Genomic DNA, 23937 nt, shown 5'->3' on the forward strand with positions numbered 1-23937 from the left:
TACCGTAATTAAAAATTACTCGCCACCGCTTCTAAAGTGCCTCGGACGCATGCCCAGCACCACCATGGTGGTCATAAATAATATCACCGATAGCGAAATGGTTATCCCTACCTCTAACATTTGGGCAGAAAGCGATAAATCAAAGAAGGCTAAGCCTTGGTCTCGATAGTAAATAAGCCCGCCCATGGCAGCACTTGAGAGTACCACGCGCGCTATAAACAGAACCGATGTACGGCTAAGTGCAAACACTCCTTGACGGTGAAGCGTTATATAGAGCAAAGCAGCGTTTAGCGTAGCTGACATGCTAGTTGCAATAGCTAACCCTACATATCCAAAAGGTATAGCAAGGACTACGTTAAACACCATGTTAGCGACCATACACCAGATACCAAATTTCACCGGCGTTTTAGTGTCTTGTCGGGAGTAAAAACCTGGCGCAAGAATCTTAACCAGCATAAAGCTGAGCAAGCCAAATGAGTACGCAGTAAGCGAGTACGAAGCCATAATGGCCGTTTCTGCAGTAAACGCGCCGCGTTGGAATATAACGGTTAAAATAGGCCTTGCCATTACGCCGAGCCCTACTGCTGCCGGAATGCCTAACAAACACACCATGCGAAACGCCCAGTCGATATTCGCAGCAAACGCTTTGGGGTTATTGCTTACATGATTTCTAGACAGCGTAGGTAAAATAACTGTGGCAATGGCGATACCAAACAGCCCTAAAGGAAACTCAAGTAGTCTGTCTGAATAGTACAACCAGCTTATTGAACCGGTAACTAAAAAGCTGGCGATAAAGGTATCAAAAAGCAGGTTAATCTGTCCTACTGACACACCGAATAATGCGGGGATCATAAGGGTACGCACTTTAACCACATTTTCGTCGTGCCAGCCCCACTTCGGCTTAACTAAAAGCCCAGCTCTGAACAAAAAGGGCAGTTGAAACGAAAATTGCACGATGCCGCCAATAAACACCCCCCAAGCGAGAGCGTATGCAGGTTGTTCCAATTCAGGTGCTAAATATATCGCACACGTAATAATACATACGTTTAGTAAAACAGGAGTGAAGGCTGCAACGGCAAATTTGTTGAGGGTATTGAGTATTGCGCCAGCCAACCCTGTTAAGGAGATAAATGCTAAGTACGGAAAAGTTATTTTTAGCATGGTTGATGCAAGCACAAACTTGTCGCCAGCTTCATCGCCTTCAAGCCATGCCATAAACCAACCGGTACCAAAGAGGGCAGCCAAAACAGGTGATGCAACAACGCCAATAATAGATACCACAAACACGATAGCGCCTAACGTACCGCTAACTTTCGCAACAAATTCTCTTAGCTGCTTTTTATCGTCGTTTTCATGAACTTCGGTTAACACCGGAATAAACGCTTGCGCAAATGCGCCTTCAGCGAATAGACGACGTAGAAAATTAGGAATTTTGTTAGCAAAGAAAAATACGTCAGCAGCTGCCCCATCGCCCATAAGCTTGGCAACAACAACATCACGCACCAGGCCTAATACTCGCGAGACCAGGGTCATAACACTGACGATAAGACCAGATTTTATTAACTTCCGTGACACGTCACACTTCCAATAGAGGTAAAAATAGACTGAACAGCAAACAGTTTTTAAGCGTTATTAAAGACGTCTGCTACGCGTAAAGCGACAACAACAGGTTGCGAGCGAGCCATAATAGCGAAAGCCTATGGTCTACGAAACGATTTATTCAAAATAGTTGTGCACCTTTATGAACTTTCTTGCTATAATCCGCGCCCGATATGGGGTGCTGTTGTTTTTGCATGTCTATCGCTTAAATGTCCTGAAAGAATATCATTACGAATTTCTTTCAAAAAATGTCGCAGAGAAATGTCGCAAAGAATGTGCAACGTGTTGAGCATACTTTGTGTTCAATAGCTTGCGCGTTTTAATGCGGAACGATTTAAGTTTTAAATCGTTTGACATTTGGGCGTTTGGTAGGCACAATCCGCACCCTCGTTTTTGACATGAATTTATTTTGGGAGTTACACCTTGGCTAACATTAAGTCTGCTAAGAAGCGTGCAATCCAAGCCGAAAAGCGTCGTCAGCACAACGCTAGCCGTCGTTCAATGACTCGTACAAGCATCAAGAAAGTTATCGCTGCAATTGCAAGCGGTGACAAAGAAGCGGCACAAGCTGCACTTACTGCTGCTACTCCAGTACTTGACAGAATGGCTACTAAAGGCTTGATTCACAAGAACAAAGCTGCTCGTCATAAGAGCCGTCTAGCTGCACAGATTAAAGCACTAGGTTAATCTTTACGATTAGTAGTTAAAAAAGCGCCCTTCGGCGCTTTTTTTGTATCTGTAATCGACGCTAATTAGCATGGGTTACTGATTTTAAATTTAGACTTAAAGGCATAAAGCCCACCACTAGGCGAGCTCTGTTACAGTCTTTGCGGTGTGTTCACATCCCAGCTATCCGCTTATCAGCTCATTTTTCTTATTGAGCTTGCCGGTGCAATACGCATGATCCAGTGAAGAATTGCCCAAGGCCAGCTTGGCACAAACGCATTCGCTTTTTCTTTATTGATTGCGTTGACCATAGCGCGACAGCCCACATCGGTATCAACAATAAACGGCACCTTCTCAACTTTTTCATTTATCTCACTGCGAATAAAACCAGGATGAATGCAGGTGACTTTAATCGGCGTATTCATTACATCCATTCGAATACCTTCTGTCATAGACGTTAGGCCTGCCTTCGTAGCGGCGTAAACAGTCATAGCTCGTCTAAACCCGCGTACAGCACTTATAGATGAAATTGTCACTAAATGCCCACTGTTTTGTGCTTTGAAAATAGCCATTGCCGCTTCACATTGCGCTAGCGCCGACACAAAGTTAGTTACCGCCGTTTGCTTATTGGCATGGAAATACCCTGTGCCAATTGACGCGCCCTTTCCCATTCCTGCATTCACAATAACTCTATCTAGGGTTCCCATGTCAGCTTTGAATGCGTCGAACACTTCAAAAACCGCATCGTGATCATTTACATCAAGCGAGCGAATATACACGTCAATATTTGGATTAATTGAAAGTAATTCGTCTTTCAGTTTTTCTAAGTTCTCAAAGCGCCTTGCACATAGCGCTAAGTTACACCCCTGTTTGGCAAACTCAATCGCCATTCCTTTGCCTAAACCAGAACTCGCGCCCGTTATCAGAATATTGCGTCTTGTTGTCATTATCGTTTTCCTGATGCTTTAATGGCCTTATTACAACGCCACATTAAGTAATGAATGAAGATCCAAAAGTTTTTGAACGCTGGATTATTGGTTTGCTTGTGGTGATAGCGATAGTAAATTTGCTGTGCAATACCAGCTAAACGGAAAAGCCCGTAAACCTCATAAAAAGCAAAATCTTTAACATCTATCTCCATTTCCTTACAGTAATACGCCACAACTTGCTTACGTGTTAGCATTCCCGGCAAGTGAGTTGGCTGACGACGTGTAGATTGTGCTAAAAAATCATCATCAGCTTGCACCCAATACGCCAAGGTATTACCTAAGTCCATAAGTGGGTCACCCAACGTAGCTAACTCCCAATCAAGAACGCCGATAATTTGGGTGTAGTTGTCCGGCTTTAACACCACATTATCGAACCTGAAGTCATTATGCGTAATACAAATGCGTTCTTGGTCAGGCATGTTATTCTCTAGCCAACGCATGATTTTTTTACCCGAGGGGACATTCCAGGTTTTCGCTTTACTATAGCGCTCGCTCCACCCGCTTATTTGACGTTCTATATAGCCAGCACCTTTCCCTAAGTGCTCAAGCCCCGCTTTCTTATAGTCCACTTTGTGTAGCTCTATTAAGCTATCAAGTACATTAGTGCAGAGCTGTTTGGTTTGCTGTTCGGTGGTGTTTAAGCCTTTAGGTAAGTTCTTGCGGGGTATCACACCGGTAAACTTCTCCATCACGTAGAACTCAGTGCCAATTATGCTTTCATCTTCGCAAAGCCCAAGCATCTCTGGTACATAACGATAAACAGGCTTTAAGGCGTGCTGTAATCGGAACTCTCGCCCCATATCGTGGGCCCCTTTAGCTTTTGTACCTGCGGGTGCTCTGCGTAAAATTAACGAGGTTTGTTGGCTGTCGTCTTGCTCACTGTTTTGATAGTCCAAGCAATACGTCCAATTGGAAGCGCCACCGGAATACTGGGTTACTTTAGGCAAACTATCGCTGCTTTGTATCTTGGCCTTCAATGATGGATTTGAGGCACTACTATTTTCCTTAAGCCATTCGTGCACAGCGCTGACGTCTAACTCTTCGCCTGCTCGCACGCTATCCGCTTTATCTACTACCTGTTGTTGCATATATCGTTCTTCTTTTACTCTTGTGCTAAACGCTTATTTAAAGCCGGTTATTGGTAAGCATTTATTCGAAACAAATTTTGTCTTTCTTTACTCTTTAACTTTATTCTTTAATTGTGCTTTTCCATTGCTCGTTTCATCGTTTTAGTTTGATTGAGCATATTGCTTATATAGCGCTGAGTGGGTAACAACTTTTTCAATAAGAACGCCCGTTTGCCTAACTTATGAGTGAGGATAAGGAATTTCCCTTGACTGACTTGTTGAAATATTGACTCTGCTACCTCTTCTTTAGTCATATCTGCCTTAGCGAAAAACTTGTTGATCATCTTATGCGACGCTGGGTTGCTGCTTCTCATCGACTCATCTAAATTTGTTTTGAAGAAACTGGGGCATACCACACTAACGTTTATATTGTCTGGTGCCAGTTCCAACTTCATTGTTTCAGAAAACGATACTACAGCGGCTTTAACTGAGTTATAGCTTCCCATATAAGGAATAGGCGTAAGCCCTGCTTGCGAGGCAACGTTAATAAAGTAACCACTGCATTGCTTGCGCATTAACGGTAATAGCGCACGACTCACTCTCACCATGCCTAACACGTTAATATCGAATACCCATTGCCACTGCTCGATAGTCTCGTCTAAAAGACTACCGCCCGTAGCGACCCCAGCGTTATTAAACACATAGTCCACGCCGCCCCAACGAGTTTCGATAGTTTGCGCTAGGGCTTTAACGTCACTATCGGAGGTTATATCGCAGTGTACATAAAACGCATTTGCACCTTGTGCAGAAAGCATATCTACCGTTTCACCTCCCCTCTCTTGGTTAATGTCTGCAATGCAAATACTTATATCTTTGCTTACCCATTTTTCCGCCCATTTTAGGGCAATGGCCTGACCTAAGCCGGTAGCTCCACCGGTAATCAATATACGCATTATGTGTTTCCTAATTATTATTATTTCACGAGTACTTTTGGCGTTGTTTTCACAGCTATCTTTGCATTTCGTTTTGCCCACAGCGCTAATAAAGCAGGACCGATGTACATTGCTATACCGTAAACACCAGGGGCAATGGCATAGTCAGGCGCTTGTAAAAAGGTAATACATATGAGCATGGCGAGTGCCGCGTTTTGCACGCCTATTTCAATAGCAAGGGTAAGAGAGTCTTTAAATGCCAATGCAGAGATCTTGGCAAGTACCAACCCTAACAATACTGATAAAAGGTTTAACGCTAAACAAACTAGAAAGGCACTTTCGAAAGATGTAGCTAGGTTATCTCTTTCTGAGACAAGCACTCCGATAATCATAAGCAACATAAAGTACATCGAAAATTGTCGAAAAAAGTTTTCTGTTTTCATAGCGAAGCCACTTTTAAAATGTCGAATAGCCATACCAATTATCACTGGGAATATTGATATACCTACTAGCCCTGTCACCGTTTGTATAATAGAAAACTCAGGCGCGTTTTCTTTTACAAAGTAGTTAAGAGCAAATTGTATAATAAATGGCGTTGTGAACACGCAGGCGATGGTTGAAATTGCGGTTAAGCTAACCGAAAGGGCTAGATTGGCTTTTGCAATATGGCTGATTAAATTACTGGTAGTACCGCCAGGGCATGCAGCCAAAATCATTATTCCCACGGCAATATAGTCGGGCACCCCAAACGCAATACATAAACCTAAGGCTAACAAAGGTAATAACACAATTTGGCCTATAAAGCCTGTTATTACCGCCCTAGGCGCTTTCAGCAATCGGGCAAAGTCAGCAGGGGTTAGGGTTAACCCCATGCCAAACATAACAAATGCCAAAGCGAGAGGTAACAACACCTCGGTAAGTACAGATGCCTGCATGCACACGCCCCTTACAAAAGAAACCTTTTATTAACATTTAAGCCAGTGTACCCTGTTTATCAATAAATAAAAATGATGGCTTATTATGCGAACCCATAAATATTATGCATGGAAAAATAGATTTTAATTTATTCGTAGTGCTACGTGCGGTCTATGAGCACGGCAGCATTACTAGAGCCGCCAATGCGCTGCATATTACTCAGCCTGCGGTAAGTCATGCGCTCAGTAGGCTACGAGAAAAATTTGATGACCCATTGTTTACGCGCCATGGGCGGCAAGTTATTCCTACCCCGTTCTGCCAAGGCATCATTACGTCGGTCGTTACATCAATTGAAACCCTTGAAAATACGTTAAAAGGCAAAGTGGACTTTGACATAGGTGATAAACCACGCACAGTTAACCTTGGAATGCGTGATATTTTAGAATCTATATTTTTTCCAACGCTAATTCCTGAACTTGTTCAAAACACCCCCAATATCACGGTAATTAGTAGACAGGTAACTTGGCCCGAACTTGCGCCAGCTCTTTCTAACAAAGAAATTGATATCGTAATTGATGCTCTTGTTCCCACCAGCAGTGAGATACGTTCACAATTTATCTGCGAAGAAACCTTTGTGGTAGTATGCGCGCCAACAAATAGCTACCTAGACAACCCCAGTATTGAAAACTACTCAGTTGCACAGCATGCACTTGTGTCTTTAAAAGATTCTAAACTAGACACTGTTGATCTCGCCCTTGCTCAACACAATTTGCATCGAAAAATATCCCTACAATGTGAGCACTACTTTGCCGCTGTTAATGTAGTGAGTCAGTGTGACCTTTTGTTGACTATGCCAGCACGCTTTGCACAGCAATTTAACAACAAACGTAATATCGAGACTTTGCCACTTCCGTTTGAAGTACCTCCTCTTCCCGTGCACATGTACTGGCACAAAAATGCGGATGAAGATTTAGTAAATATTTGGATGCGGGAGAAGCTTTTAGAAGTAGTAAATAAATTGGGGCTATAAAAAAGCCGATACACTGAGGTATCGGCTTATACTCTCTTCACGTTATGAGAATTAAAGAATTGGAAGTGTTAACTTACCCGATGCATTTTCGCCAGCTTTTGTTTGATACTCATAACTAAAAGTCGCACTGACAGGATTTTCCGCAGTGTTGTCCTCTAGATATAGGCTGATTCTATCTCTGTAGATGTATTCGCCATCAGCTACTGTTGTACCACTTATATACGAAGTATAAGCCTGATTAGAGATACTTTCATTTTGAGCCACGTTTATTGCAAGCAAACGCTGCATAGAAATGTTTTCATCTCGAACTAGCTCATATCTATTCACAAAAGCGTATTCATTTCCATTTTCAGTGTAACTTTCAAAATTAATAATAAGGTAATTAAGTGATTCAACTGAAGTTGGTAGTAGAATACTCACTGAATTACCAAAATTATTTGCCGAGTTTGCAACCCCGGCTGTATTTTCACTAACGATAACTGAGCCATTAGAATAGTAATTGCTGTTATCTAATTTTAGAGTGTTGATATCGAACTCTGCCGTTTCATCAGCGGGGGTGGTAAATGAATAATCATCACCATAAATATTTGCTGAAACACCACCAGAGGTTGGAGAAACTTCACCAATTGCAAAACGGTAGTTAGTGTTAGCTTGCAATTCTGTTGCTGGAGAAAACGTGTGCTTAACACCACCAAGGTCCACGCTCTGGCTAAGCTCTACACTTGCCTCTTCACTTAAAATATAAGTGTAACCATTAGGAACGCTATCATCAGCAGACTCATTGCCGCGAACAATTGAAACTTCGTCGAAAGTCAGGCTAACCTCGTCCAGATCTATGTCAACAGCTTCGCTGTAATACACTGAATAGGCAAAATTAGACGGGTTAACATTCGTAGTAATAACTTCAACGGTTGCTTGGGGCTCAACTTCAGTAGGAACTAGGACTAAGTTAATAATCTCAGAGTCAGCTACTGTGTAATAGCTATTTGACTCAAACCCACTTGTACTAACGTTAATTGAAGTTTCACCTGTGGCAGAACGTGTTGAACGACTCAGGTTAATACTGCCTGTCGAATAGGTGATATCACCTACTTGGAAATAGGACATTTCAAACGAAATACCACCATCAAATGGAACCACTAACTCATAAGAACCATTTTCTTCATCATATTCAGACGTGTACGTTTCCTCTGACGTATCCATCATGAACTCAGCGCCTGCGATAGGCTCGCCCATACTGTCAATCAGGCTTATTACAACAGTTTTCTCTTCTGCTGTAACTTCATCGTATTGACCAAGGCTGATTTCCTCTTCTGAAAACTCACTTGCATCGTAAATAAACAGTGTATCGCCAGATAAGTTTACATTGTCGTTGTTAGTGAAATCGAAGTCAGCTTCTCCGTCGTTATCTATGTCAATATTCGCACGTAGTGTAACGTTTAAATCACGTGGCAAAGTAATTTGGTAAGTTTGTGATTCTTCATTGAATTCGCTTTCATGGGCAAAATCAAATACGCTGCTGGTAGATGCCCCCGAAAAAGAAAAACCAATAAAGCTAAGTCCACCGACTGCTTCGCCGCTTTCCGTTTCCGTAACGCTGAACTCTACCTCAACAGGTGTAGATACTCCTATGATACCAATGTCGTCATATCCTTCCCCTGTGCTTACAGGACCAGTGGTAATAAAAAATGCGCGTTTTAAGTAACTTTCATCAGTGGACGAAACTACAACGGTTAGGTCTGCACTTGCTGGTAAGCCTTCTAGGTTAAAACTGCCATTCTCTGAGGTTACACCTTCAGCAATCACTGTATTTCCTTGGTAAACAGCGACGTTCAAGCCCACTAAAGGTATATCAGTGCGAGTATCAACCACAGCGCCTGCCAACGTAACCGAAGTTTGATTATTTTCGATTTGCTCTGCAAGAAGGTTATTTTGTTCAGTAAGTACAGCATTTTGTTGATTAAGCGCGTCAACAACTCCGTCGTTACTATCGTCGTCAACTTCAATACACCCTGTCAGAGCGAGGGATACAAAAAGTGGGATCGGGGCGAGCTTTTTATTTATTTTCATGAGTGGCCTCTTAGTTTTTACGTTACATCAAAACAGAAACTAAGGACGAAGAGAGAACGAGAGGATATTAATAACGGTCTGAATACTGAGACGGAACTACCTTGTACGTTACGAAACTTCATCCTTGAAACATCAGAGTATCCGATTCGAATTTTAATTGCATGTAATTTATAACGATAATTGCCGCCCCTTTCTTATACTTTAGACCAAGTTTGTAACACAATGGTCAAGCAAGCGTCACGGTAGTGTCAATTTGCAGACCTATAGTGACGGTCCAAGGCATCGCTTTGGGAAACCGCTATGAAAAAGACACACTATCGAACACTTTGGCTTTCAGATATTCACTTGGGAAACCGTGATTGCAAAGCTGAATACTTACTTTCCTTTCTAGATAGCATCACAGTAGACACCTTATATTTGGTGGGCGACATTGTTGATATGTGGCAAATGACCAAACAATTTCGATGGCCAAAAGCCCATAATCAAGTTATGCATAAGTTTATGCAAATGAGCCAGGAAGGAACGCGAGTGGTTTACTTGCCTGGCAACCACGATGAGCCAATTCAGTCATACTCTGGCATGGCTTTCGGTGATATAGAAATAGAGCGAGAGTTGGTGCATACCACAGCACAAGGGAAGCGTTACCTGGTTTTACATGGCGATCAGTTCGATGGCGATGTAACCATGGGCAAATTCCATGCGTGGATTGGCGATAAAGGTTACGACCTATTGCTCTTTTTAAATCGCGAGTTTAACCGCTTGAGGGCGTGGCGAAAACGTGAATACTGGTCATTGGCAGGTTATATCAAAAAGCACATTAAAGGTGCGAATGAAGCTATTGCTCGCTATCGAGAGGCATGCTGTAAGCGCGCAGAAGAAATGGGATTGGATGGCGTAGTTTGCGGACATATTCATCACCCTGAAAGTAGTTTTGAAAACAGCATTCACTACATTAATGATGGCGACTGGGTTGAGAATTGCAGTGCATTGTCTGAAGACATGGATGGTAATTTATCCCTTATCCATTACCTCTATTCATTGGAGTCAGCCACAGTAACATCTATTGCAGCCAAAACGTCTCGTTCAAAAGCAGCATAGTTAACGCATCTTTTAAAGGGGGGCACTTATAGCCCCCGCTAATGCTTTTACCACATCTATCTACGCGTAACTAAGTTGTCGAGCCAGCACTCATAACATCTTTTTAACACTGTCAAATAACTGCCATCAAAGTGTGTAAAAAGCGTCATATTGTCTTGCTATTGTTCGCCAAAACCGAAAGAGAAACAGGTTCTATGTTTACTGTAAACGACGTACTGAACAAGCATTATCCTCAAGTAGCGAACAACCCTATTCTGTTTAAATCGCTGTCTTTCGTATTAAGACACCTACTCCATGAACGTGAAATTACAGAGTTTGGTGAAACCTACCCTCACTATGAAGATATTGATTTTGTCGAACAAGTATTGGAATACTTTAATATCAGCTATTCCACCCGCGATGTAGAAAAAGAGCGAATTCCTAGTGAAGGCAAAGTGGTGATCATTGCCAACCATCCAATTGGCTCGCTTGACGCTCTTGCCTTAATTAAGCTAGTAAGTGAAGTGCGTCACGATTTGAAAGTGGTCGCTAACGAAATGCTTATGGCAATCGAGCCACTTCACGAAATGCTGCTACCGGTTAACAACATGCAAGGCGGTACACCAAAGCAGCATTTGACCGCTATTCAATCACATCTAAATAGTGATGGTGCCATACTTATTTTTCCCGCAGGCGAAGTCTCTCGTTTGCGCCCGCAAGGCGTTCGTGACACCAGGTGGCACACAGGTTTTTTACGTATTGCGAAGCAGGCGAAAGCGCCAATATTACCAGTTTATATTGATGCTAAAAATAGCCCACTTTTTTATGGCGTGTCCATGGTATACAAGCCACTCGCCACTGCCCTGCTGGTAAAAGAGATGTTTAAACAACGCAAAAAGCACTTGCCCATGCGCATAGGTGAACTCATCCCTTTTGAAGCATACCAGCAAACGTCTATTCCGTTGAAAGAGCAGGTAAAGCTGTTCAAGCGCCATTTATATCGAATAGGGAACAATAAAAAAGGCGTATTCGAAACACAGGCTTCTATAGCTCCTCCAGAAGACAGAAAAGAACTGGCTCGAGCTATGCGAGAATGTGAGCATCTCGGAGAAACAGGTGATGGAAAATCTATTTACTTGTATCAGCACAAAAGCTGCTCGCCCATTATGCGTGAGATAGGACGCTTACGAGAGGTGGCATTTCGCGCAGTGGGCGAAGGCACTAATAAGCGCAGAGACATCGACCAATACGACTCTTATTATTATCATCTTGTACTTTGGGATGACAGCGATTTAGAAATCGTGGGCGCTTATCGTTTTGGTGATGCAGAACTTTTGACCGCACCCGACCATCCTACCGGACTCTACTCAGCAACTTTATTTAATTACAGTAAAAACAACGAAAGACTATTTAAGCAAGGCTTAGAGTTAGGACGAAGCTTTGTACAGCCTCGCTACTGGGGCAAACGCAGTTTAGATTATTTGTGGTTTGGTATCGGGGCATTTTTAGGTCGTTACCCTAAATACCGGTATCTTTTTGGTGCGGTATCCCTAAGCAATACCTATCCTGAGCCCGCTAAAGATCTACTGGTACAATTCTACACTACGTATTTTCCTGCGAAGTTCGGGGAAGCGACCTGTAAACGCCCTTATCAAATGGCGCAAGATTCCTTGCATCAGTTCACAGGTAGCGATTATAAGGCCGAATTTACGCAGTTAAAGCATCTACTAGCTAACATGGGCGTTAACGTGCCTACGTTGTATAAGCAATATTCCGAAGTGGCTAAAGATGGTGGTGTGGCGTTCCTTGGATTCAATGTCGACCCAGATTTTAACGACTGTATTGATGGCTTGGTAGTGGTTGATATGCAAAGCCTTACCGAGAAGAAACGCAAACGCTATTTGACCGATATTCAACTTAAAGCCACGGCTTGAACTTAAAACTGTATAAGGGAGCGTATTACATACGCCCCCTTCTTTCATTTACTACGAATATCTGTATCAATTACCTACCGCCAATATTTTTAAGAATATCCGTATAGATATCTTCAAGTGTAAGTAAATCCGATAAGTGAATGTGTTCGTTTACCTGATGAATGGTGGTGTTAGGCACGCCTACTTCAACAACCTGAGTACGCTCACTCGCGAAAAAGCGCCCATCTGATGTTCCGCCAGATGTACTTATTACCGGATAACGACCGGTAGCCCCCTTAATAGCTTTCTCAACACAGGTAATGAGGCACTTTTCTGCATCATTATTGGGGCTGCTTAAATACGCTTCGCAAGGCCTTGAAAAGCTAATTTGGGCCTGTACATCGATATTCTTGATAATATCGCGTAGTAGTAAAGACAGGCTGTTTTGATTGAACTGCCACGAATACCTAACATTGAACTCTATCCGTACTGAGCTAGGCACTATGTTATCAGTGAAGCTTCCTGTATCCATGTGTGTTATTTGAAGTGTAGTGCCAGGAAAGTCATCGCTTCCCGTATCAAATGGATAGTGAGTTAGTGCATTAACCACACTACTTGCTTTATGAATAGCATTAACCGCGGTCTTTGGGTAAGCCACATGGCCTTGTTTGCCAGTAATGTGAATAGTGCCAGAAAGTGAGCCTCTACGGCCTATTTTTATCGTATCACCGGTTCTTGTAGATGCAGAAGGCTCGCCTACTAAACACATATCAAGCTGGACATTTTTAGACGACAAATATTCAGCTATCCACTTTGAACCCCATTCAGCTTCACCTTCTTCGTCACTGGTAATTAACCACCAGAAAGACATATTGCTAGGATCTAAAGAGGCAATGGTTCGCTCTGTTGCTGCTAGCATAGCTGCAATGCCCGTTTTCATATCGGCAGCGCCGCGCCCGTAAAGTTTATTCTCACTTATAACCGGGCTAAATGGCGGTGATTTCCATTTATCGATAGGACCTGGAGGCACTACATCAGTGTGGCCACTAAACGCAAGATGAATAGGCCCCTGCCCCCATCGGGCAATGAGGTTTTTAACGCCTTTTATCTTATGTTTCTCACATGTGAAACCAAGTTTTTCAAGCTTGTAGATTAGATAGCTTTGACAACCCGCATCCATTGGAGTGATAGACTCTCTTGCCATTAATACTTCGGCGAAGTGAATACTGCGCGCTGTCGCTAAAGAAGGTAAAGGCTGAATTGACATTCACGTAACCCAATTTAGAAACATGAGTCTATTACACAAATTTAAAGTGACACACTAATAACAGATTTGCGACAAAGCCATGACAGTAAAGCCAAAGCCCGTATTGCGAGGATGGAAGAAAAAGAGACTACTGCAGGTGTATGAAAGCTTCCACTGGCCTACCTAATGTTTGTTTATAGCTACTCACATTGTTATAAATAGAGTACAACTTAAAAGAAGGCGTCATCGTGTTAAAAATAATTGTTTTAATACCCCTAATCTTGTCATTACTTTGGTTTGGTTATTTGCAGGCAAATAAGTATACCCTTGAACAAGGCAAGCAAGGTTTCCTTTACATATTCGTGCTATCTGGCGTCATTGCGGCGTTTTATACACTCATGTTGTTTTTAACAAATTAGCTCTTTTTTACTTATAGAATTGCTACCTATGTGCCAATCTAATATAGCCCAAGGGATTAGTAAGTAATATTACCGAGGTGTTAATTACGCTGCTGTTCCAGTTAAACGGCCATCAAGCGAAATAATAAAGCCGATCAAAAAAGCCAGCTCTTATTTAAGCTGGCTTTTTATCATTTATTTTATTGTTGCCACCCATCTATAGAGTGGCTCAATTCTACTTACAATGACTCAGAAATAGTCACGTCAGCATTTGCGCGAAGCGCATCGATGTACTGCTGATAAACCCGTTGACCTTGTACTTGCGCAAGGCGTTGTTTCAGGTTTTCACCTAGCTCGGTTTCAAGTTCAGGTGCAGCATTCACGCCTTCTAGCATAACAACTGCAACATCGCCGTTAACTGTTGTTGCTACGTCAACCTTATCTTCACCTTCAAGACCCAGTGAGAAAAGCGTATCAACCAATGCGCGTGCTAGTGTACCGCCTGATCTTGGCACTGCTGCTGCCGTTTCCCAAGCTACAGATTTTTCTGCTAGTTCGCTTTCAACACTTTCCTCTGCACGTACTTTCTGTGCAATGTCGAAGGCCCAAGCTTCTGCTGCTTCTTTCGCTTTTTCCGCTTTTACCGACGCTTCAATTCCTTCGCGAACTTCATCTAGTGACTGAGTACGTTGTGGTTGATGCTCAATAACACGTGCAACAACAACTGTTTCGTCATCAAGTTCTACAATGTCGCTGTTAAGACCTTCTTCAACTAGCTCTGATGAGAAAGCAACATCCAGCAAACCAGGGAAGCTTAGTTCTGCAGGCGCCGTATTTCGGCTGAAAAGCACAGACTCTTGTATAGGTAGATCTACAGCATTAGCTGCGTCTTCAAGTGTATCTGGCACCTCAAACGCAATCTCAGCTAGGGTATTTTGAAGCTCAAAGTACTTTTCCATTGCCGCATCGTAAAGAAGGGTGTCGCGAATTTCACTAGCCACTTCATCAAATGATTTTACTTGCGCTTCTTTAATGTCTGTTAACTTAATAATGTGAAAGCCAAACTCGGTCTCAACAACGTTAGATACATCACCCACATTTTCTAAAGCAAAGGCAGCTTCATCGAACGCTGGGTCCATCATTTCAGGTGTAATGAAATCTAGGTCACCGCCGTTCTCAGCCGAGAAGGTGTCATCAGAGTTTTCTTCAGCAAGCACTGTAAAGTCAGCACCATTATCAAGCTGAGTTTTTAATGACTCTGCTTTTGCTTTCGCAGCATCTTGATCATCACCTGTTTCGATAAGAATATGTGAAACTCGGCGTTCTTCTTCAGTGCCGTAGCTTCCCAGGTTATTGTCGTAATAAGTACGTACTGCTTCTTCATCTACAGAAACGCGACCTTTCAGGTCTTCAACGCTTAGTTTTACATAAGCCAGTTTCACCTGCTCTTCAGTATCGAAAGAGGCAATATTATTGTTGTAGAAGGCTTCTACATCAGCGTCTGTTACTTCGATAGAACTAGCAAACTCGTCAGAGCTCACTAATACGTATTTTGCATCACGAGTTTGGCGTTGAAGGGCATTAGCTCGTTGCACTTCGCCATCTAGAGAAAATGAAGAATTCGTTAACGCTGCCGCCAACTGATTCTGAGTCATCTGCGTTCTTAGGTAATCGCGGAAGTCTGCAACTTGAAAACCATTTTGGCGGAGAATAGCTTGGAAACGCTCGTTATCAAACTGACCACCAAATTGAAATTCTGGCATTTGCACTATCGTTTCACGAATCTGTTCATCGCTTACACGCAAGCCCATATCGGTAGCTTGTTGCTGAATCAGCTTTTCAGCAATAAGTCTGTCCAGTACATTTTTTCTAAAATCTGCGAGATATTGTTCGCTAGAGAAAAGCTGCGCGATGCTTTCGCCGTACTGTGACTCCATTTGTGCACGCTGGTTTTGGTATGCACGTTCTAGTTCTTGTGCCGAAATTTCTTCGCCGTTAACAGTTGCTACTGCTGTAGTACCTGATGATGTTAGGTAACTACCAACACCTGCGAATACGAAACTTAAAACGATAAGCGCAATAATCGCCATCGCCCAAGGGCCTTGAGAACCTTCTCTGATTCTTTCTAGCATGATTGTTCTTCAACTCCGTTGCTTACTACAATTACCCTTATCTATCACCTAATGGCGAGCTCAAGGTAAAATAAGCGATGATTATAACCCAATGCAGCCGAATATAAACGTCAAAACACACTATTTGTAATGACTTTCGCCAAGTTAAAGCGCTTCACTGACATGTATGAAAATCGGCATGCCTAAAGGGGAAATTCTTACTCTTAAAATATTGGGGTCAGAGTCGTTACTCTGACCCCAATATTGAATTCTTTGCTTTAGAAATAAAAAAGGCGATGGACTAGCCATCGCCTTTTTCTATAATTTTTTTGCTTAGTTACAAGCGTCTTTCAGTGCTTTACCAGCTTTGAAAGATGGAACTTTCGCTGCTGAAATCTGAATAGTCTCACCAGTTTGTGGGTTACGACCACTGCGAGCTGAACGTTCGCGAACTGAGAAAGTACCAAAGCCTACTAGTGCAACTTGGTCGCCGTCTTTTAGCGCCGCAGTTACTGAGTCAGTGAATGCGTCAAGAGCGCGGCCAGCAGCTGCTTTAGAAATGTCTGCACCAGCAGCGATTTGGTCGATAAGTTGAGACTTGTTCACAATTAGATCCCCTTCGATTGTTATTATACTGTTTGTCCAAAACGATTTTGCTTGAACGTTATAGCAAGCTTGATCGTTAACATCAAGCTTCAGTCACAAATAATTAACTTTTTAAATGAATCGCTGCAATCCCTTTTGTGGCAAGGCTTCAAGCGAATACCACTTAAAGGTAACACAACTTTTGCGACATGAAAGCCCTATTTTCAAAAAAATAAGCTTTTCTTTCGTCTAATGCACATAATTTAGTCAATTATTGCATTTTTATAGCAAAAACAAGGCTGCACGCCTTTAAAAATAAAGGTATGCAGCCAAACGTGTAAGTTACTTTTTAACCACTTCGAAACTTTCAACAGGTTCCTGAAGCGCAATATCGAGAACATCATCAATCCATTTAACTGGGTGAATTGATAAATCTTTTTTCACATTGTCTGGAATTTCTTCCAAATCACGCTCGTTATCCTTTGGAATAACCACCGTTTTGATACCACCACGGTGTGCTGCAAGTAACTTTTCTTTTAGACCACCAATAGCAAGTACTTCACCGCGAAGCGTAATTTCACCCGTCATGGCAACATCACATTTCACAGGGTTACCTGTTAGTGAAGATACTAAAGCTGTACACATTGCAATACCGGCACTTGGGCCATCCTTCGGTGTTGCACCTTCAGGAACGTGCACATGAATATCACGCTTCTCATAAAAGTCATCATTAATGCGAAGCTTTTCAGCGCGGCTTCTCACCACTGTCATCGCTGCTTTGATTGACTCCTGCATAACATCGCCCAAAGAGCCTGTGGACGTCATTTTGCCTTTACCTGGAACCGATGTGGTTTCGATAGTTAGTAAGTCGCCACCAACTTGGGTCCAAGCTAAACCGGTAACTTGACCGATTTGATTGTCTTTGTCGGCTTTACCGTAGTCAAAGCGCTGAACGCCAAGATAATCTTTAAGATTATCTTGAGTAACAATGACCTTGTCTTTGCTCTTCGTAAGTAAAATATCTTTAACCGCTTTACGGCATACCTTAGACACTTCACGCTCTAAGCTTCTAACACCCGCTTCGCGCGTGTAGTAACGAATCATGCCAATGACAGCAGAATCTGTAATCTCAAGCTCTTTCGCTTTAAGACCATTGCGCTCCATTTGCTTACCGATTAAGTGGTTCTTCGCAATATTAAGCTTTTCATCTTCGGTGTAACCAGATAGGCGAATAACTTCCATACGGTCAAGCAACGGACCAGGAATATTCATGCTGTTAGAGGTTGCGACGAACATCACGTCAGATAGATCGTAATCCACTTCTAAATAATGGTCGCTGAAGCTGTTGTTCTGCTCAGGGTCTAGTACCTCTAGCAAGGCTGACGCAGGGTCACCTCGCATATCTGATGACATCTTGTCGATTTCATCAAGTAGGAACAGCGGGTTTTTAACCCCTACTTTCGCCATTTTTTGTACGAGCTTACCTGGCAATGAGCCAATGTAAGTACGACGGTGACCACGTATTTCGGCCTCGTCTCGCACGCCGCCTAAGGCCATACGTACATACTTACGTCCCGTCGCTTTTGCGATAGATTGGCCAAGCGAAGTTTTACCCACACCAGGAGGCCCAACAAGACAGAGAATCGGGCCTTTAAGCTTCTTAACGCGCTGTTGAACCGCCAAATACTCAAGAATACGTTCTTTTACTTTTTCAAGACCGTAGTGGTCTTCGTTAAGCACGCCTTCAGCCCGAGAAAGATCTTTCTTCACTGGCGAACGCTTATTCCACGGAACATTTGTAAGCCATTCAATGTAGCTTCGAAGCACAGTAGCTTCTGCTGACATCGGTGACATCATTTTAAGCTTTTGAAGTTCAGCTTTCGCTTTATCTTCAGCCTCTTTAGGCATTTTCGCGTCAGCTATTTTCTTAGAAAGAGCCTCGAACTCATCAGGCGCATCGTCTAGCTCACCCAATTCTTTTTGAATGGCTTTCATTTGCTCATTCAAATAATATTCGCGCTGGCTTTTTTCCATTTGCTTTTTAACGCGGGTGCGAATTTTCTTTTCCACCTGCAGCAAATCAATTTCGCCTTCCATCAGTGCCATCAAATATTCAAGGCGCTCATTAACACCCTGCATTTCTAGCACTTTTTGCTTCTCAGTAAGCTTAAGAGGCATGTGCGCAGCCATGGTATCTGCTAGGCGCGCCGCATCTTCAATCCCATTAAGTGAAGTCAGCACTTCTGGTGGGATTTTTTTATTCAGTTTCACATAGCCTTCAAACTGCGACACTGCAGAGCGAATTAAGACTTCTTGCTCACTCTCATCAATGCCTTCATCTTCTAACTTATCAACGTTAGCGACAAAGAAAGGGTCTGACTGTTTATAGCTTTCAATTTCACCACGTACGCTACCTTCTACAAGTACTTTTACAGTACCGTCAGGAAGCTTTAAAAGCTGCAGAATAGTAGCAATGGTACCTACAGTGTAAATATCGTCTGCTTCAGGCTCATCAACGCCCGCGTCTTTTTGTGCTACTAGAAAAATTTGTTTGTCATTATCCATTGCCGCTTCTAGGCAACGGATTGATTTCTCACGCCCAACAAATAGGGGTATGACCATATGCGGGTAAACAACCACGTCCCGCAAGGCAAGCACAGGAATTTCAATGCGATTTTCACGCTCAACTGTCATACTTGTTCTCAATTAGTTTGAAATGTCATTTTTATATGGGGATGCAAGAGCAAAGTTCAATCGAAACTTATTAAAGTGTGTTAATTCCTTAACCTTACCTTCCCTGCTCTGGGGCCTGTCGACCTTAATATAACCATTATCGATTTTGCACCGAATGGCAATACAAAACTAAAAATTCTAGTAGAAAGGATAGCTTTACCACTCTTACCCGCTTAAATATTAACCGTATCAGCGAATTAGTTATTGTCAGTTATCACAAGATTGCTTACGAACCATTATCTACCGATACATACAAAAAAAGGTCCCGCAGGACCTTTTTCATGATTAGCTAACGTCTATTCAGACGCCGCCTTTTTCTCATTACTGTCGTAAATCAAAATAGGCTTCGACTCACCACGAATAACCGTTTCGTCGATAACAACTTTGCTAACGTCTTCCATAGAAGGAAGGTCGTACATGGTATCAAGTAGAACGGCTTCTACAATTGAGCGAAGGCCACGAGCACCGGTTTTGCGCTCCATTGCTTTTCTCGCAATAGCATTTAACGCATCATCACGGAATTCAAGCTCTACATCTTCCATTGAGAACAATGCACCGTATTGTTTGGTGATCGCATTCTTAGGCTCACGTAGAATTTGAATTAGTGCCTCTTCGTTTAACTCTTCAAGGCTGGTAACTACCGGAAGACGACCGATGAATTCTGGAATTAACCCGTATTTCACCAAGTCTTCAGGTTCAACCTGTTTAAACAGCTCGCTGATTTGCTTACTGTTGTCTTTCGACTTAACCGTTGCACCAAATCCAATACCTGTGTCTTTCTGTGCGCGCTGCTCGATAACCTTATCAAGGCCAGCAAATGCACCACCACAGATAAACAGTATTTTAGAAGTATCAACTTGCAAGAACTCTTGCTGAGGATGCTTACGTCCACCTTGAGGAGGAACCGACGCAACCGTACCTTCAATCAACTTAAGAAGAGCTTGTTGAACACCTTCACCCGATACGTCACGGGTAATTGATGGATTGTCAGATTTACGAGAAATTTTGTCGATTTCGTCAATGTAAACAATACCGCGCTGCGCTTTCTCAACGTCGTAATCACACTTCTGAAGTAGTTTTTGAATAATATTCTCAACATCTTCACCCACGTAGCCAGCTTCCGTTAGCGTGGTTGCGTCAGCCATTGTGAATGGCACGTCAAGTAAACGTGCAAGTGTTTCTGCTAATAGTGTTTTACCACTACCTGTAGGGCCAATTAACAGAATGTTACTTTTGCCTAGTTCTACGCCTTCGTGAACATCGCCATTGCGCAAACGCTTGTAGTGGTTATAAACCGCTACTGATAGCACCTTCTTCGCATGTTCTTGGCCGATAACATAATCGTCAAGATGAGCATGAATTTCAGTTGGTTTAGGTAAAGCGTCCTGCTTTTGCTTAGGCGCGATTTCCTTAATTTCTTCGCGAATGATATCGTTACATAACTCAACACACTCGTCGCAAATAAATACCGACGGGCCTGCTATTAACTTTCTTACTTCGTGTTGGCTTTTGCCACAAAACGAACAGTACAGTAGCTTGTTATCACCGTCACCGCTTTGCTTATCACTCATTACTTTTGCCTCTGCCTTACCCGAGCCGAAAACCAAATTCGTGCTATGCACTGGCTCGGGTCATCTATAACTATACTACTTAGTTCCGGCTACGTCAGATCGATTTGCTAAAACTTGGTCAACCAGGCCGTAATCTTTTGCCTCGGTTGCGCTTAAAAAGTTATCACGGTCTGTGTCGCGCGCGACTTTTTCATAGTCTTGACCGGTATGGTCTGCCATTAGGCGATTCAACTTCTCTTTAATAGACAGGATTTCTTTCGCATGTATTTCAAAATCAGATGCCTGACCTTGGAAACCACCAAGCGGTTGGTGAATCATTACGCGCGAATTAGGTAGACAATAACGCTTACCTTTAGCTCCTGCAGAGAGTAGAAATGCGCCCATGCTTGCAGCTTGGCCCATACATACAGTGCTCACGTCAGGCTTAATAAACTTCATTGTGTCGTAAATCGCCATACCAGCAGTAACAGAACCACCGGGAGAGTTAATATATAGGAAAATATCTTTTTCTGGATTTTCAGCTTCTAAGAACAACATTTGAGCAACGATTAGGTTGGCCATGTGATCTTCAACTTGCCCTACCAAGAAAATTACGTTTTCTTTTAAAAGACGAGAGTAAATGTCGTATGAGCGCTCACCTTTTGAGGTTTGCTCAACAACCATAGGAACAAGTGCATTCATTGGGTCAAACGGGGTATTAGTCATAGCTACCTTGATTATCTAGCGTTAAAAACAAAAATGCTCGGAAGGCTCCGAGCATTTAAGCAGTTGCTGACAAGTATTGTCAATCAGACAGTAAAAATTTACGCCTGTTTGTTCATAACCTCGTCAAAAGCTTTAGTTACTTCAGTAACTTTTGCTTGCTCAAGAACCCACTCAATCGCTTGTTCTTCTAGCGCAACGTTTTGCATTTGCTGCATAAGCTCTTGATTGTTGTTGTAGTAGTCAACAACCTCTTGTGGATCTTCATACGCAGAAGCTGCAGTTTCGATCATCTCGTTAACTTTAGCTTCGTCTGCTTTTAGTTCGTTTTCTTTGATTACTTCACCTAGAAGTAGACCAATAGATACGCGACGCTTAGCGTTGTCAGTAAACAGCTCTGCAGGTAGGTCTGGAAGATTCTGACCACCGCCTTGTTGGCTGAAACGTTGCTTCGCTTGCTCGCGTAGCGCGTTTACTTCTTGATCGATAAGCGCTTGAGGAATATTAATCTCGTTAGCTTCAACAAGCTTAGAAATTACGTCTTCTTTAACTTGTGCTTTAAGCGTTTGGTCTAGCTCACGCTGCATGTTCTTGCGAACTTCAGCTTTAAGTGCGTCCACGCCGCCTTCTTCAACACCGAATAGCTTAGCAAACTCTTCGTCAACTTTTGGAAGGTCTAGACCTTCTACTTTCTTAACTGTTGCTTGGAAAACTGCGTCTTTACCTTTTAGGTTTTCAGCATGGTAATCTTCTGGGAAAGTAACTTCGATAGTTACTTCTTCACCCGCTTTCGCGCCAACTAGTGGCTTCTCGAAACCTGGGATCATGCGGTCTTTACCAAGTTCTAGAGCGAAATCTTCTGCTTTTCCGCCTTCGAACTCTTCACCGTCGATAGAACCAACGAAGTCGATGATGACTTTGTCGTCTTTCTTAGCTTTACGCTTAACTTCTTTCCAAGATGCGTGCTGCTTTTGAAGCGTTTCCATCATGTTATCAAGATCTTTGTCAGTAATTTCTACTACTGGCTTTTCGATTTCGATATCGCTAACACCTTTCACTTCTACTTCTGGGTAAACTTCGAAAGATGCTACAAATTCTAGGTCCTGACCGTCTTCGTCTTTAGTCAGTTCAAACTTTGGCATACCAGCAGGCTGAATCTTTTCTTGAATGACTGCTTGGTAGAAGTTTTGCTGCATAACATCGCCAGCAACTTCTTGGCGAACTGCCTGGCCGAAACGCTTTTTGATTACGCTTACAGGAACTTTACCTGGACGGAAGCCGTTGATGCGTTGTGTTTTTGCCAACTGCTGTAGGCGTGACTTAACTGCTGAATCAACCGTGTCAGATGGAACGGTGATAGTAAGACGGCGTTCTAAACCCTGGGTCGTCTCGACTGAAACTTGCATTATGTTACCTCAACTATACGCCTCTACAGGCGTTTTGTTCTCAATCCCCTCTCCCGTCATGCATTGATTGCATATCACTCCGGGGTAGAAGGTCGTTATTCGACGTTTATAAAATCAAAGTTAGGACACAAAATCGTGCCACAAAGCCAACCTGAAACAAACGTACTGGTTAAAAAAAGACGCGGTAGTATACAGCCGCACACCACAAGAGTCGAGAGGGAAACACAAGTTTGTAACAACCAATTGAACGCATTTTAAACAAATTGCGAAACTAGTAAGAAAAATAGATTGAAAAACGACATTGACTAGCGGTTTAAGACGCTATTTAGGAAAGATAGAAGAACAGAGAATAAGAGATAATGGTCGGTGAGACAGGATTTGAACCTGCGACCCCTTGTACCCAAAACAAGTGCGCTACCAAGCTGCGCCACTCACCGATAGAAATGTATATATCCAAGCTTTATATAAGCTTAGAAATATGGTGCGGAAGGAGAGACTTGAACTCTCACGCCGTGAAGCACTGGAACCTAAATCCAGCGTGTCTACCAATTCCACCACTTCCGCAAGAAGTGGGGTGGACGATGGGACTTGAACCCACGACAACCGGAATCACAATCCGGGGCTCTACCAACTGAGCTACGCCCACCACAGTAATCCTGTATTTGTTTACGTGCGAACTGATAAACACATAAACATCTATCGAACTGTCAGGATCTTACTTTGTTGCTCGATAGTCTGATTTGACCTTAACCTTCAACACTCTTTGATTTATTCGCTGAGCTGCGGGTTATTGCTAGGTCAAATAAGCATAAATGGTCGGTGAGACAGGATTTGAACCTGCGACCCCTTGTACCCAAAACAAGTGCGCTACCAAGCTGCGCCACTCACCGATAGAAATGTATATATCCAAGCTTTATATAAGCTTAG

17 protein-coding genes and 4 tRNA genes are annotated in these 23937 nt (G+C 42.8%); 4 read left to right on the top strand and 17 right to left on the bottom strand.

What is annotated here, in order from left to right; all coding sequences use genetic code 11:
- Window positions 1-15: 15 nt before the first annotated feature.
- Window positions 16-1575 (bottom strand): murein biosynthesis integral membrane protein MurJ, encoded by a 1560-nt coding sequence (gene murJ, locus PCAR9_RS13395; protein WP_179984022.1) that lies wholly within the window; start codon window positions 1573-1575, stop codon window positions 16-18.
- A 447-nt stretch (window positions 1576-2022) separates the two neighbouring features.
- On the opposite strand from murJ, the gene rpsT reads away from it, so the two are divergent.
- A complete protein-coding gene (rpsT, locus tag PCAR9_RS13400; protein ID WP_014950134.1) occupies window positions 2023-2286 on the top strand; it encodes a 30S ribosomal protein S20 in 264 nt (87 codons plus the stop codon).
- A 173-nt stretch (window positions 2287-2459) separates the two neighbouring features.
- Here the strand turns inward: rpsT and PCAR9_RS13405 are convergent, their stop codons facing one another.
- From PCAR9_RS13405 to PCAR9_RS13420, 4 genes are all read right to left on the bottom strand, one after another.
- A complete protein-coding gene (locus tag PCAR9_RS13405) occupies window positions 2460-3212 on the bottom strand; it encodes an SDR family oxidoreductase (RefSeq protein WP_179984023.1) in 753 nt (250 codons plus the stop codon).
- A complete protein-coding gene (locus tag PCAR9_RS13410) occupies window positions 3212-4342 on the bottom strand; it encodes a phosphotransferase family protein (protein ID WP_179984024.1) in 1131 nt (376 codons plus the stop codon). The genes PCAR9_RS13405 and PCAR9_RS13410 overlap by 1 nt, the downstream gene beginning before the upstream one ends.
- A gap of 107 nt (window positions 4343-4449) precedes the next feature.
- Window positions 4450-5274 carry an SDR family oxidoreductase gene (locus PCAR9_RS13415; RefSeq protein WP_179984025.1) on the bottom strand — a complete coding sequence of 275 codons (825 nt, stop codon included), beginning with the start codon at window positions 5272-5274 and terminating at the stop codon, window positions 4450-4452.
- Between the two features lie 20 nt (window positions 5275-5294).
- Complete coding sequence (locus tag PCAR9_RS13420; RefSeq protein ID WP_179984026.1) at window positions 5295-6188, bottom strand: bile acid:sodium symporter family protein; 894 nt, start codon at window positions 6186-6188, stop codon at window positions 5295-5297.
- 104 nt (window positions 6189-6292) lie between these two features.
- Between PCAR9_RS13420 and PCAR9_RS13425 the strand changes: the two genes are divergently transcribed.
- Entirely contained in the window at window positions 6293-7198 is a 906-nt protein-coding gene (locus tag PCAR9_RS13425) for a LysR family transcriptional regulator (RefSeq protein WP_179984027.1), read from the top strand.
- Between the two features lie 51 nt (window positions 7199-7249).
- On the opposite strand, the gene PCAR9_RS13430 is transcribed toward PCAR9_RS13425, so the two are convergent.
- The gene (locus PCAR9_RS13430) at window positions 7250-9268 is read right to left on the bottom strand and encodes an Ig-like domain-containing protein (protein WP_179984028.1); all 2019 of its coding nucleotides are present in this window, start codon (window positions 9266-9268) and stop codon (window positions 7250-7252) included.
- Between the two features lie 300 nt (window positions 9269-9568).
- On the opposite strand from PCAR9_RS13430, the gene PCAR9_RS13435 reads away from it, so the two are divergent.
- Both PCAR9_RS13435 and olsF read left to right on the top strand, forming a co-directional pair.
- On the top strand, window positions 9569-10366 hold the full coding sequence (locus PCAR9_RS13435; protein ID WP_179984029.1) for a UDP-2,3-diacylglucosamine diphosphatase: 798 nt from the start codon (window positions 9569-9571) through the stop codon (window positions 10364-10366).
- A gap of 194 nt (window positions 10367-10560) precedes the next feature.
- A complete protein-coding gene (gene olsF / locus PCAR9_RS13440; RefSeq protein WP_179984030.1) occupies window positions 10561-12279 on the top strand; it encodes a bifunctional ornithine lipid synthase OlsF in 1719 nt (572 codons plus the stop codon).
- A gap of 70 nt (window positions 12280-12349) precedes the next feature.
- Here the strand turns inward: olsF and dapE are convergent, their stop codons facing one another.
- The 11 genes from dapE to PCAR9_RS13495 form a co-directional block, all read right to left on the bottom strand.
- Complete coding sequence (gene dapE, locus PCAR9_RS13445; RefSeq protein WP_179984031.1) at window positions 12350-13525, bottom strand: succinyl-diaminopimelate desuccinylase; 1176 nt, start codon at window positions 13523-13525, stop codon at window positions 12350-12352.
- Window positions 13526-14141: 616 nt separating this feature from the next.
- Window positions 14142-16034, bottom strand: coding sequence for a SurA N-terminal domain-containing protein (locus PCAR9_RS13450; protein WP_179984032.1), 1893 nt, complete (start codon window positions 16032-16034; stop codon window positions 14142-14144).
- A gap of 312 nt (window positions 16035-16346) precedes the next feature.
- A complete protein-coding gene (gene hupB, locus PCAR9_RS13455; protein WP_012518978.1) occupies window positions 16347-16619 on the bottom strand; it encodes a nucleoid-associated protein HU-beta in 273 nt (90 codons plus the stop codon).
- A gap of 321 nt (window positions 16620-16940) precedes the next feature.
- Window positions 16941-19292, bottom strand: coding sequence for an endopeptidase La (gene lon / locus PCAR9_RS13460; RefSeq protein WP_179984033.1), 2352 nt, complete (start codon window positions 19290-19292; stop codon window positions 16941-16943).
- Between the two features lie 335 nt (window positions 19293-19627).
- Window positions 19628-20902, bottom strand: a complete 1275-nt coding sequence (gene clpX / locus PCAR9_RS13465; protein WP_179984034.1) for an ATP-dependent protease ATP-binding subunit ClpX — start codon at window positions 20900-20902, stop codon at window positions 19628-19630.
- Window positions 20903-20977: 75 nt separating this feature from the next.
- A complete protein-coding gene (gene clpP / locus PCAR9_RS13470) occupies window positions 20978-21607 on the bottom strand; it encodes an ATP-dependent Clp endopeptidase proteolytic subunit ClpP (protein ID WP_179984035.1) in 630 nt (209 codons plus the stop codon).
- 98 nt (window positions 21608-21705) lie between these two features.
- Entirely contained in the window at window positions 21706-23010 is a 1305-nt protein-coding gene (gene tig, locus PCAR9_RS13475; protein WP_179984036.1) for a trigger factor, read from the bottom strand.
- Between the two features lie 360 nt (window positions 23011-23370).
- Window positions 23371-23447: transfer RNA gene (locus PCAR9_RS13480), tRNA-Pro, on the bottom strand.
- A 42-nt stretch (window positions 23448-23489) separates the two neighbouring features.
- Window positions 23490-23574 (bottom strand) — tRNA-Leu (locus PCAR9_RS13485).
- Between the two features lie 6 nt (window positions 23575-23580).
- Window positions 23581-23656, bottom strand: a tRNA-His gene (locus tag PCAR9_RS13490).
- A 167-nt stretch (window positions 23657-23823) separates the two neighbouring features.
- Window positions 23824-23900 (bottom strand) — tRNA-Pro (locus PCAR9_RS13495).
- Window positions 23901-23937 lie beyond the last annotated feature (37 nt).

It is taken from the genome of Alteromonas macleodii (assembly GCF_903772925.1).
Classification (GTDB): Bacteria; Pseudomonadota; Gammaproteobacteria; order Enterobacterales; family Alteromonadaceae; genus Alteromonas; species Alteromonas macleodii_A.

Bases quoted from the DNA above. Each gene is read 5' to 3' on its own strand.
- clpX (WP_179984034.1), bottom strand. From the start codon at position 20,902: ATGAGTGATAAGCAAAGCGGTGACGGTGATAACAAGCTACTGTACTGT.
- olsF (WP_179984030.1), top strand. From the start codon at position 10,561: ATGTTTACTGTAAACGACGTACTGAACAAGCATTATCCTCAAGTAGCG.
- PCAR9_RS13435 (WP_179984029.1), top strand. From the start codon at position 9,569: ATGAAAAAGACACACTATCGAACACTTTGGCTTTCAGATATTCACTTG.
- PCAR9_RS13425 (WP_179984027.1), top strand. From the start codon at position 6,293: ATGCATGGAAAAATAGATTTTAATTTATTCGTAGTGCTACGTGCGGTC.
- PCAR9_RS13410 (WP_179984024.1), bottom strand. From the start codon at position 4,342: ATGCAACAACAGGTAGTAGATAAAGCGGATAGCGTGCGAGCAGGCGAA.
- clpP (WP_179984035.1), bottom strand. From the start codon at position 21,607: ATGACTAATACCCCGTTTGACCCAATGAATGCACTTGTTCCTATGGTT.
- PCAR9_RS13430 (WP_179984028.1), bottom strand. From the start codon at position 9,268: ATGAAAATAAATAAAAAGCTCGCCCCGATCCCACTTTTTGTATCCCTC.
- tig (WP_179984036.1), bottom strand. From the start codon at position 23,010: ATGCAAGTTTCAGTCGAGACGACCCAGGGTTTAGAACGCCGTCTTACT.
- PCAR9_RS13415 (WP_179984025.1), bottom strand. From the start codon at position 5,274: ATGCGTATATTGATTACCGGTGGAGCTACCGGCTTAGGTCAGGCCATT.
- PCAR9_RS13450 (WP_179984032.1), bottom strand. From the start codon at position 16,034: ATGCTAGAAAGAATCAGAGAAGGTTCTCAAGGCCCTTGGGCGATGGCG.
- dapE (WP_179984031.1), bottom strand. From the start codon at position 13,525: ATGTCAATTCAGCCTTTACCTTCTTTAGCGACAGCGCGCAGTATTCAC.
- PCAR9_RS13420 (WP_179984026.1), bottom strand. From the start codon at position 6,188: ATGCAGGCATCTGTACTTACCGAGGTGTTGTTACCTCTCGCTTTGGCA.
- PCAR9_RS13405 (WP_179984023.1), bottom strand. From the start codon at position 3,212: ATGACAACAAGACGCAATATTCTGATAACGGGCGCGAGTTCTGGTTTA.
- lon (WP_179984033.1), bottom strand. From the start codon at position 19,292: ATGACAGTTGAGCGTGAAAATCGCATTGAAATTCCTGTGCTTGCCTTG.